The organism is Methylophilus glucosoxydans, from assembly GCF_042676145.1.
In the GTDB taxonomy this organism is placed as follows: domain Bacteria; phylum Pseudomonadota; class Gammaproteobacteria; order Burkholderiales; family Methylophilaceae; genus Methylophilus; species Methylophilus glucosoxydans.
This window is the reverse complement of sequence record NZ_JBHTJW010000002.1, coordinates 1,512,450-1,524,383: the sequence shown is the minus strand read 5'-3', so window position 1 is coordinate 1,524,383 and position 11,934 is coordinate 1,512,450. Positions and strand designations below refer to the sequence as shown.

The 11,934-nt window shown below is 51.3% G+C and carries 7 protein-coding genes; all 7 read right to left on the bottom strand.

Annotated elements, in window-relative coordinates:
• Positions 1-35: 35 nt before the first annotated feature.
• Positions 36-458 (bottom strand): group II truncated hemoglobin, encoded by a 423-nt coding sequence (locus tag ACFQ1T_RS09945; RefSeq protein ID WP_379076142.1) that lies wholly within the window; start codon positions 456-458, stop codon positions 36-38.
• Between the two features lie 11 nt (positions 459-469).
• Positions 470-1,666: a formate-dependent phosphoribosylglycinamide formyltransferase gene (gene purT, locus ACFQ1T_RS09940; RefSeq protein ID WP_379076139.1), complete on the bottom strand. Its 1,197-nt coding sequence runs from the start codon at positions 1,664-1,666 to the stop codon at positions 470-472.
• A gap of 155 nt (positions 1,667-1,821) precedes the next feature.
• The gene (locus tag ACFQ1T_RS09935) at positions 1,822-3,237 is read right to left on the bottom strand and encodes a sigma-54-dependent transcriptional regulator (RefSeq protein ID WP_379076137.1); all 1,416 of its coding nucleotides are present in this window, start codon (positions 3,235-3,237) and stop codon (positions 1,822-1,824) included.
• A 17-nt stretch (positions 3,238-3,254) separates the two neighbouring features.
• Positions 3,255-5,621: a TonB-dependent receptor gene (locus tag ACFQ1T_RS09930; RefSeq protein WP_379076134.1), complete on the bottom strand. Its 2,367-nt coding sequence runs from the start codon at positions 5,619-5,621 to the stop codon at positions 3,255-3,257.
• Positions 5,622-5,839: 218 nt separating this feature from the next.
• Positions 5,840-7,291 carry a tRNA lysidine(34) synthetase TilS gene (tilS, locus tag ACFQ1T_RS09925; protein ID WP_379076131.1) on the bottom strand — a complete coding sequence of 484 codons (1,452 nt, stop codon included), beginning with the start codon at positions 7,289-7,291 and terminating at the stop codon, positions 5,840-5,842.
• A 10-nt stretch (positions 7,292-7,301) separates the two neighbouring features.
• Positions 7,302-8,297 (bottom strand): acetyl-CoA carboxylase carboxyltransferase subunit alpha, encoded by a 996-nt coding sequence (locus ACFQ1T_RS09920; protein WP_194747675.1) that lies wholly within the window; start codon positions 8,295-8,297, stop codon positions 7,302-7,304.
• Between the two features lie 33 nt (positions 8,298-8,330).
• Positions 8,331-11,810: a DNA polymerase III subunit alpha gene (gene dnaE / locus ACFQ1T_RS09915; RefSeq protein ID WP_379076128.1), complete on the bottom strand. Its 3,480-nt coding sequence runs from the start codon at positions 11,808-11,810 to the stop codon at positions 8,331-8,333.
• Positions 11,811-11,934: the final 124 nt, after the last annotated feature.

Sequence of the window (11,934 nt, the reverse complement as noted above, 5' to 3'; positions counted from 1 at the left end):
CGGATGAGAGGTTGAGCTTGCGAATATTAAGGGGATTAACCCTCGCGATTGCGCATAAAATCCGCCACGCCATACAATTGATTGGCAATATGCTTCATCAGCGACTCTTCAAACTGTAAGGTATGCATGGCTTTAATCATGCAATACATCCATTGATCGCGCTCGGACTCACCAATGGAAAACGGCAAATGCCGTGCCCGTAATCTGGGATGACCATAGCGTTCGATATACAACTGCGGCCCGCCCGTCCAGCCACTTAAAAACATAAACAGCTTTTCGCGTGCCTCGGTGAGATCTGGCTGGTGAATGGCGCGTAACCCCGCCGCTTTTGGGTCGCTATCCATGATGTCATAAAAGGTTTCCACTAGCTGTCGGATGGTCTCAGTCCCTTTTTCTGTGCCGCCCAGCCAGTCAAACAACGATTGTTTGGAAGCATTTGGCTCTTGAATTTCAGTCATTGCCACACCAGTTATCCTGCGACTTTAGGCGTGACCAGACCCGCAGCCTCTTTGGCACGCGCACGCGCGAGGTCAGTATTGTCAGCGGTCGCCAAGGCGACGCCCATGCGACGCCGCACAAAAGACTCCGGCTTGCCAAACAAGCGAATCTCGCTGTTAGGTACTGACATGGCCGCTTCCAGACCGTGATAGGCCAGTGTTTTGGTATCTGCACCGCCATAAATGACGGCGCTTGCGCCAGTCTCACGCTGAGTCACATCCACAGGCAAGCCTAAAATCGCACGCGCATGCAGTTCAAACTCATTCAGGCGCTGCGTGCACATGGTGACCATCCCAGTGTCGTGCGGACGAGGGCTAACCTCAGAGAACCAAACCTGCTCACCTTTGACAAACAGCTCAACGCCAAACAAGCCCTGACCACCTAAGGCATCCGTCACTTTTTTGGCAATGTCCTGAGCATTTTTCAAGGCTAGCGCATCCATTGCTTGTGGCTGCCAGCTCTCAACGTAATCGCCCTGCTTTTGCACATGGCCAATCGGCGCGCAAAAATGCGTTTCAATCTCGCCAGCGGCATTTTTGGCACGCACGGTTAACAAGGTGATTTCATAATCAAAATCAATCTGACCTTCGACAATCACCACCCCTTGATTGACACGCCCCGCACTGGCGGCATACTCCCAGGCGGCCTTCACTTCTGAGGCTCGTGTAATGCGGGATTGACCTTTACCAGACGAAGACATGGTGGGCTTGATAAAGCATGGATAACCAATACCACCGTCAATCGCTGCTTGCAATTCAGCTTCAGAACGGGCAAACGCATACGGTGACGTCGGCAGGTTTAATTCTTCCGCGGCCAGCCGGCGTATCCCTTCACGGTTCATGGTGAGTTGCACGGCACGTACAGTAGGCACCACCGTGACGCCTGTGGCTTCAATCTCGGCCAGCGCCTGCGTATTCAACGCCTCGATTTCCGGGACGATATAATGTGGTTTGACCTGACTCACCAAGGTTTTAAGCGCATCCGCGTCAGTCATATCAATCGCATAGGCATGATGGGCAACTTGGTGACCAGGCGCATGCTCATAACGGTCAACCGCAATGACTTCCACCCCCAAACGCTGCAAGGCAATAATCACCTCTTTGCCAAGTTCGCCACTGCCCAACAACATGACTTTGGTCGCATTTGCGCTTAACGGGGTACCAATCATTTTTAGCTCCACTGTAAAAGCGTAATGATACCATGCGCGATTTATGTGCAAGAGGCCGTACGCTTGATTTACATCATGCAACAACCACGCACGGGCATAACAAAACGCCCCGCAGTTGCGAGGCGTTTTATTCAGGATGCCAGAGATTCAGCGCGTTATACAGAGATACCATGTTTATCCATACGATAGCGCATGGTCATTCTCGTGATGCCCAGCAATCTTGCGGCCTTAGAGACATTGTTACGCGATTGCTCCAAGGCATTTAGCAGCATGGCTTTTTCTGCATCATCCAGCGTCACCTGGCTGTCGCCTTGCAAGACACTCGCCACCTGGTTCATGCCAACCTGAGGCAAGCCCAAGTCAAGCTCGGAAATCATAGACTGTGTACACATCAAAACCGCACGGCTGATTTGATGACGCAACTCTCGGACATTGCCGGGCCAGTGATAGGTTTGCATTGCCATCAATGCCGCGGCGCTGAACTCATGATGCGGCAAGGCGTAGCGCTTCTCAGTCAGTTGTCGGAAATAATTAGCCAGCAACAAGACATCTGACCCACGATCACGCAAGGGAGGCATTTTCATGGTGATCACGTTCAGTCGGTAATACAGATCCGAACGGAAGCGCCCCTCATTCGACATCTGGTATAAATCACGATTGGTGGCGGCAATAATACGCGCGTTCACGGGACGTTCCTTGGTAGAACCCAAGCGACGCACCATTCTGCGCTCAAGTACATTGAGTAATTTTGCCTGTAAACCCAACGGCAACTCGCCAATTTCATCGAGGAACAAGGTACCATCTTCTGCAGATTCGATCAGGCCTGGCCGCGAGGAAACTGCATTGGTAAATGCGCCTTTCTCATGCCCAAACAGCTCGCTCTCAATCAACTCAGCCGGTAAAGAGGCACAATCCACATGCACAAAAGGTTTGTCATGGTTGGCACAACTGCCATGTAAAAAACGTGCAACAACGTCTTTGCCCGTGCCGGTTTCCCCAGTAATCAACACCGTCGGTTGCACGGCATCACTGAGCGCACTTAACTGGGCAATACGCGTGATCTGTTGGCGCACACTTTGCATAGGCGTACTTTCGCCTATCAGTTGAACGGAGTCATTAGCAACGGCATTGCGCTGGCGCGAGTAATCCAGGCTGGTTTGCAGTTCCGTCGTCTTCTCGTTTTTCTGAATAATGAGCAATAACTCTTCAAGATCAATGGGCTTTTTTAAGTAATCAATGGCCCCCAGCTTGATGGCATTGACCGCATCACTCACGTCACCAAACGCAGTCATGACAATCGTATTGATATTTCTGGCAATAAACTCTGATAACAGGTCTAGACCATTGCCATCGGGCAGGCGCATATCCAACAGCGCCATATCCGGTTCAAACTGCTTGATTAGCAGTCTTGCATCACTTAAAGATTCTGCGTGCTCGCACTCAAATCCTGCTTTTTGCAAACGCTTAACCACCGCGCGCGCAAAAAGCGCCTCATCCTCTACCAGCAAGATTTTTTTCTTGAGAGGCATTAAGCTGGATTTATCCACTGATGATGAAAGTTGTGAAAGCACGCATCCTCCTCGTTTATTTAGTCTTTATCGTAAGAAGCGACTGACTTTTTGACGCCAAAATCGTAACGCGCACCGATCCAGCCTGCTCTTGGCGCACCAGGGGCATAAAACGTATCGTTGGTTTCATTGCCGCTAAACTGGCCGGTAGTCGGATCAATCGGATTCTGACCCAGCATGCCCAAGCTGTAATACTCGCGGTCAAACACATTATTCACACGGGCGAAGATGTTCCAGCCATTGTCAAACCGGTAGTTTGTGAACAGATTCACTACCGTATAACCACGGACTTTTGCGCCAGAGCTTGTATCCTTGTTGTTTTCGTTGCCACGGGAGTACTGGCTGGAGAAAGCCACAATATTGCTGCCCACATTCCATGCAGAAGTCACGTCATAGCCCAAGCCCAGCTTGAGCTGGTGCTTAGGAATGCCTGCAAGATAGTCGCCCTTTTTGACAAGGATACTATCCACACCATTTTGACCGTCCGTATCAATCGCACTTGTGTTCACCTGATTAGCAATTAAGAAAGAAGACTCGTAGGTAGCCTGCACAAAGCTATAGCCCAGATTCCATGAAAAGGCATCCATACGCCCTGCAAGACTCGCATCAAGCCCCTGACGCTTGGTTTTGCTGATATTGGAGAAAAAGCCAGCGCCGTTGTTAGCATTGTTAGCGGTCGTCAGAAACTGAATGTCATTGGTGTTGATCGTATGATAGGCACCCAGACTCCAGGTGATTGTCGGTGTCAGGAAGCCACGCAGGCCGGCATCATAGGTTTTGCTAACCACTTGCTTGAGTGGTGGGTCACCGGCCATTGCGTTAGGCAATTTACAAGGATTGTTTTCATCCGCACATCCCAGCTCGATAGAGGTAGGTGCGCGGCTGCTTTCACTATAAGACGCATACGCCGTCAATTGATTGCTGGGCGTAAAATTAATCCCCAAAGACGGATTCAGCCGATTGAAGGAATGCGTGCCGGTGAGCGAGCCAGAACCACTGGGGGTAATCTTGTCATCATTATCAATTTTAGTCGTGTTGTAACGGGCAGAGGCTGTCACATGCCAGTAGGGATTCAAAGACAAGGTATCCGTCGCAAAGACGCTCCAGGTGCGGTTCACACCGCTCAAATTCACCTGGTCGGTCAAGGCATTAAACTCGCCATTACCATCCACGCCACGGTAGCTGTTTAACAAGCCAAACTCGGTATTCTGCGAGAACTTGGTCTTACCGCGGTTGTAGCCCAAGCCGCTAATAAACTGGTTTTTCAGGCCCAGTAAATCTTGAGAAAAGGTTAACTGTGAGGTAAAGCCATAACTCTTCTGCGTTAATCTGCTGCGGTTAATTGCGCCCGAACAATTTTCATCTGCATCATTACCAGCTGAACAATCAGCATTATTGTCATCTAAACCACCCGGCGCCAGCTCAAATGTATCATTCAAATCACCGTTGAAGGTTTTAGTCCGCACATCCCGATAGTAAACATTCCCGCTTAACTGAATGTCGTCAGCAAAGTAATGGCTCAAATTAAGGTTTACAAAAGCCATGTTGTTCTTGGTTTGGTCAGGCACGGTAAAATTGCTTTTGTAGCCCAGCGAGTCGAGCAAACTGCCTGCTTGCAAGCCATTTCCTCGCATTTTGTTATCTGCCAGAGACAAGCTCAGATTGACAGCCGTTTTTTCGTTCTGCCAACCTGCCTTGGTAAACAACTGCTTCACACGGGAGGCTGAAAAACTACGCCACCCATCCTCTTCAAAACTGTTGCCAGAGATAAAGAAATCTTTAGAACCGTCTTCGGACACGCCACCATATTCTGCATTCAACACATGACGGCCCCAGGAACCAGTGTAGGCCTCAACAGCGCCGCCCTGGTTGGTACGGCCACTCTTGGTCTGCACTGAAATCGCCCCGCCTAAAGTGTTCAAACCAAACAATGGGTTAGAGCCTGGAATCAAAGTCATCTGATTAATGGCGTTCATCGGAATCAGGTCCCAGTTCACCACGTCACCAAAGGCTTCGTTCACACGTACGCCATCGACATACACGGACAATCCTTGTGGCGTGCCAAGCAAAGGGGAAGCGGTAAAACCGTGATAGTTCACATCGGGCTGGAATGGGTTGTTCTGTGTTTCATTCACATTCACCCCAAGCATATTCTGGTTCATGTAGTCGCCTAATGTCAGGCTCTTTTGCTTGACCAGCTCTTTTTGTTTCACTTGCTGCACGCCAGCAGGAATGTGCTCAAGAGGCACACCAACCCCATTCAGCGGCGTGGTGCTGATGACCTCGACTTTATCCAATTGCACCTCTTCAGCTTGCACAGCAACCGCATGCGCCGCATAAGCAGAGAGTATGGCCATCAACAATGGTTTGACTGCTTGTTTATTCATAACGAATGATCCTTTTCCCGAGAATACTTAAATGAATGTCTTTTGGCTGCAAAAAACACTCAAGGTATTGAGCAAAAATCATTCCATTGGGAGGCTAAAAAAATATCTTTTTTTAATCAATGAGATAAAAATAAATCTGGTTTATTACAACCAGATTTTATCTTAAAATTGGTTTATTACAACCAATTTAACAACCACCATTGGATATATACAACCAATTACAGAAGAGAGGGAGACGGCGTCAGGCTGATTTCCAGACCGTAAGCATTGCGGCCAGGCTGCCAGGCGGCATCCACCGCCAGCCCTGCCAGTGAGACCAGCGTTTCAGAAGCACCTGGATGGGTGGTGGCCACTTGGACCAAAGGATAAAAAGCACGTTGCCATGGCGGAATGCCCAGCATTTGAAAGAGGACTTTCAATTCACGTCGTGGACGCTTGGCATCAGGCTGCAAACTCTCACCCCCTGCCCTAGGCATCAACTTGAGCGAAGTGCCTTCAGCAAGCACCAAAGGCTGCCCATACCGCCGGTTAAGGGTAATCGCTGCCGGGGAAACCCCCAGTCTGGCCAAAGCAATCCCGCGCGCTTTCACGACTTTAAACTGCACTTGCCATTCACCCCATTGCTGCGAGGCTTGCCCTTGCCACACCAGCGGTGTTTGCGGCAATGCGCTTGGTTTGGTAACGCAATACAGGCGTTGCTGGTAATGGTGCAAATAAGCTGACTGATGCGAGGCTTGGCCTTGTAACGGCAAATGCAGATAACGGTTAGGTTTGACCGATGAAAGCTGCTGCCAATATTCTTGCAATTGATCCTGATTGGGCATCCGTAACTGCAACTGTTGAAACCAATGGCGGAGCAAGTTTTTGGCGCGGACATCACCCAATGCATACAGCTTTGACATCGCAATCGATTGCCCCAGCCATTCGGCTTGCAAATCACATTGCGCCAAGTCCTGGCTGGCCAGTACATCCAGCAAACTCTGCGCGTCTGCCATGTGCCCCGCCGTTCTCAACAACGACTGATCCACTTGCGGATAACGTTCGCGCAACACTGGCATCACTGCATGACGCATAAAATTGCGGTCGTAAACCGTATCTGCGTTGCTTTCGTCTTCTACCCATTGCAAGTGGTGTGCGGTAGCAAACTGTAAAAGTGCAGCTTTTGGCACGCTTAACAGTGGCCGATACAAGCGGCGTGCCCCATCCCATGCGGCCATGGCACTCAAGCCCTTGACGCCAGCGCCTCTTACCAGTTGCAGCATCAACGTTTCTGACTGGTCTTGCAGATGATGAGCCGTCACAATCGCATCTGCACCGATCTGTTGACGCTGTTGCTCCAGGGCATGATAGCGTGCTTCGCGGGCGGTGGCCTCCAGGCCTTGTCCGCTTTGCAAATCTACGCGCACCTTGTCAGCAAAAAAAGGGACATTGTAGGTCTGGCAACGGTGTTCGCATTGTTGCAACCACGCATCGGCATTAGGACTCAAGCCATGATTCACATGCATGGCTGACAGCCGAAATGGCAATCGCTGGCAGAGCTCTGCGAGCAGATGTAACATCACCATAGAATCTACGCCACCGCTCAGTGCGAGCAGCAGATGTGGTGTGTTGGCATCCGGATTTGACAGTCCAGCCAGAAAACCAGATAACTGGGTTTCCAGGCTGGTCATAAGAGAAGCATTATTTTTCACTGGCCGCTTTAAATTTACCGTAACTCATCAGACGCTGGTAACGTGTCTCCAGCAACTGCGGTATTTTTTTGGCTTGCAATGCTTTCAACTGTTGGCCGATCGCTTGCGAGACCTTCTCCATCACATCTTCATAATTACGATGTGCGCCACCCAGCGGCTCGTTGATAATGGTATCAATCAAGCCCAAAGACTTGAGCCTGTCTGCGGTAATGCCCAAGGTTTCGGCGGCTTCCGGGGCCTTGCTGGCGCTCTTCCACAAAATGGACGCACAGCCTTCAGGCGAAATCACCGAGTAAGTGGAATATTGCAGCATATTCAAATGATCCACGACACCCAAGGCCAGCGCACCACCAGAACCGCCCTCACCGATCACCACGCCAATAATCGGCGTCTTCAGTTCGGCCATGACATACAAATTGCGTGCAATCGCTTCTGACTGGCCGCGTTCTTCAGCCCCAATGCCGGGATAGGCGCCTGGCGTATCAATAAAGGTGATAATCGGCATCTTGAACTTTTCGGCTAGGCGGAACAGGCGCAGCGCCTTGCGGTAGCCTTCAGGACGCGGCATACCGAAATTGCGGTATTGGCGTTCTTTGATATCGCGGCCTTTTTGATGGCCCATGACCATGACCGGAATGCCTTTAAAGCGCGCAATGCCGCCGACAATGGCCGGGTCATCTGCATAGGCACGGTCGCCATGCAACTCCTGGAAATCAGTAAACAAGGCATTGATATAGTCTGCAGTATAGGGGCGCTGCGGATGGCGGGCCACCTGGGAAATCTGCCAGGCAGTCAAGGCCTGGAAGGTATCCTGCAATAACTTGGTATTCTTCTTTTGTAACAAATCCAGCTCTTTGGAAATATCCAGAGAGTCATGTTCGTCATGCGAAACTTGTAGCGCGTCAATCCGCTTTTCCAGTTCGGCAATCGGTTGTTCAAAATCAAGATAAGTCAGTTTACTAGGCGTTAAACGTTTTACACTCATTGGAATTCCAATATGAATTCTTTAGAAAAAAGTTCAGGCATTATAAAGGATTTTGACGTTTTCTTTAGACAACCAGCCCTGTAAATTGTGTAGCAGGTCATCATGCAGCACGACTTGCCAGTCATCGCCTAGCATCAAACTCACCTGCGCAGACTGGTTATGGTAGTCGACTTTGATCGGACAACGCTTCTGCTCCTCACCGGCGTAGCGATAAGGCGTTAATACTGTCATGAGACGCTGCACATCCGAAGTGCCATTGCAGCTCAAGGTCAGCATTTGCGCAAAACGGTTACGCACGGCGGCCAGATCATAGAGTTTACGGGCGCTGACGCGGATGCCACCGGAGAACTCATCATTACTGATCCGCCCTTCTACCACCAGCAGCTGGTCTTCCTTGATCCACTGTGCGTGCTGATTCAACAATTCGCTACCGACGACCACATCCACGCGACCGACGGCATCATCCAGCGTCACAATCGCCATTTTCCCACGCTGCGTCATGCGGACACGTACACCCATGACCACCCCGGCCAGCAGTTTCGGCTGCTCTTGTGGCGCCAGTTCACCCAGATTGCCTTTGATAAAGGGGCCAAGCTGCGCTTTGTAGCTTAAATAAGGGTGACCACTCAAGTAAAAACCCAGCGCCGTTTTTTCTTCTTGCAAGGCCTGCTCAGGGCTCCAGGCGGCAATATCCGGCAACGCATGCTGCGTTTCGATCACCCCGCCAAACAGGCAATCTTGCCCGGCGTGTGCCGCGCCCTGCTCTGCGACACTGATCGCCCTATCCAGGCCCGCCAGCAACGCAGCCCGGTTAGGTTCCAGCTTGTCAAAAGCGCCGGCGCGGATCAGGGATTCAATCACCCGACGGTTGACCTTGCGCAAATCCAGGCGCTGACAAAAATCGAATAAGTCTTTGAAAGGGCCTTGAGACTGACGGGACGCCATAATCAACTCAATCGCCGCCAGGCCGGTGCCTTTGATGGCGCCCAGGCCGTAAAGCACCTGCTGCGCATTGAGCGGCTTGAACTGATAGACACTGGCATTGATGTCTGGCGGCAATACTTCGATATGATTGGCGCCGCAGTCATCAAAAAACGTATGCACGTTATCGGTGTTGTTCATATCGGCAGACATGGTCGCCGCCAGAAAAGCCGCCGGGTAATGCGCTTTGAGGTAAGCGGTATGATAAGCCACCAAGGCATACGCTGCCGCATGCGATTTGTTAAAGCCGTAACCCGCGAACTTTTCCAGCAAGTCAAACAAATCGTTGGACTGCTGCAAGGTCAGGCCATTTTTGAGCGCACCTTCATTAAAGATTTCGCGCTGTTTAACCATCTCTTCCGGTTTTTTCTTACCCATGGCGCGGCGCAGCAAGTCTGCACCACCGAGACTATACCCGGCGACCACCTGGGCGATCTGCATCACCTGTTCCTGATACACGGCAATACCGTAGGTTTCCTTGAGAATAGATTCGGTCGACGGGTGCGGGTATTCCACGCGCTGCGTGCCATGTTTACGGCGGCAGAAGTCTGGAATCAGATCCATTGGGCCAGGACGGTACAAGGCAACCAGCGCAATAATGTCTTCAAACAAGTCTGGCTTGGCTTGCTTAAGCATATCTTTCATGCCGCGCGATTCCAGCTGGAACACCGCTGTCGTATTGGCTGTTTTCAGCAGATGGTAGCTACGCTTGTCATCGAGCGGAATCGTCTCAAAACTCAGTGGTGGCAACGTTTCTTGCGCGCGCTGCGCATTGGCGTTTTCAAGCGCCATATTCAGGATAGTCAGCGTGCGCAGGCCCAAAAAGTCGAATTTGACCAGGCCGACCGCCTCCACATCATCCTTATCATATTGACTGACCAGACTGTCGCCATTGGGCTGGCAATAGACGGGCGAGAAATCTGAAATCTTGCCAGGCGCAATCAACACCCCCCCGGCGTGCATACCGATGTTACGGACCAGGCCTTCCAGCCGCAATGCCAAAGACAGTAATTCTGCGACCTCTTCTTCTTTTTCGCGGCGCTCTTGCAGTTGCGGCTCTTTTTCCAGTGCGGATTCAAGCGTGATGCCGAGTTCCATCGGAATGAGTTTGGCGATGCCATCGACAAAGTTGAACGGCAAATCCAGCACGCGGCCCACATCGCGGATCACCGCTTTGGCCGCCATGGTCCCGAAGGTGGCGATCTGAGACACCGAAGCCAAGCCATATTTGTGCTTGACGTAATCGATGACGCGATCTCGCCCTTCCTGACAGAAGTCAATATCAAAGTCGGGCATGGAGACCCGCTCCGGGTTTAAGAAACGCTCGAACAGCAGGTTGTATTTGAGCGGGTCGAGGTCGGTAATCCCCAAACTGTAAGCGACCAAAGACCCCGCACCGGAGCCCCGGCCTGGTCCGACTGGCACGCCGTTGTTTTTTGCCCAGTTAATAAAATCGGCCACGATCAAAAAGTAGCCAGGAAACCCCATCTGAATGATGATGCCGCACTCAAACTGCAAGCGCGCTTCGTATTCAGCTCGTTTGGCTTCCCGCAGCTGTTCATCCGGGTACAAATAGGCCAGGCGGTGCTCCAAGCCTGCTTTAGACTGGTCCACCAGATATTGATCCAGACTCTCACCATTAGGCGTCGGAAAATCGGGCAGGTAATTTTTCCCCAAAGTCAGCGTCAGGTTGCAGCGCTTGGCAATCTCCACCGAGTTTTGCAAGGCGATGGGCATATCGGCGAACAAAGCCTGCATTTCTGCCTGGGTTTTCACATACTGGGTGGCGACAAAACGCTTGGGTCTACGGGTATCGGCCAGCACATAGCCTTCCGCGATACAGGTGCGCGCCTCGTGCGCCATAAAGTCATCCGGCGTCTGGAACTGGATCGGATGCGTTGCCACCACAGGTAAATCGAGCTGCTGTGCAATGGCGATGGTTTGTCTGATCAATTGCTCTTGGGCATAGGCTTCGGTATTGCCGGGCACATGTACGCGCTGAACTTCCAGGTAGTAGCGGCCTTCAAATACCCCGGCCCAGTGTGCTGCCGCTTGCAAGGCTTGAGCCTGGTTGCCAGCCTGCAGTGCCTGTCCAATGTCACCGGCAGTAAAGCCCGACAGCAGCAATAGCCCTGCGTTTTTTTGCTGTAACCACTCGGGTTTGATTTCTGCCCGTTCACGGTACTGGTTCTCCAGATAGGCGCGACTGAGTAATTCACACAGATTGCGATAGCCCTGCTGCGTTTGTACCAGTAACAGCAAGCGGTGAGGCTGGTCGCGCTGGAGCGGATTCTCGATCCAGACATCACAGCCCAGAATCGGTTTGAGCCCCTTGCCACGGGCAGCCTTGTAAAACTTGATCGCCCCAAACAGGTTAGCCAGATCGGTCAGCGCAATCGCTGGCATGGCATCACTTTTTGCAGCCTTGACGTAATCATCAATGCGCACCGTGCCATCCACAATGGAATACTCACTGTGGCAACGCAGGTGAATAAATGCAGGTTGGAGAGAGGGTGTTTCAGGCGCTTCCATCACTTTATTTTAACCGCCAACCTGCTTTTTTGTACCCATGCCAACGACAAATAATGTCATTGACAGCGTCAAAAAAGCCATGCAAACCTCGTAAAAAATGGATTGTTGATAGTTGTAAAAAATT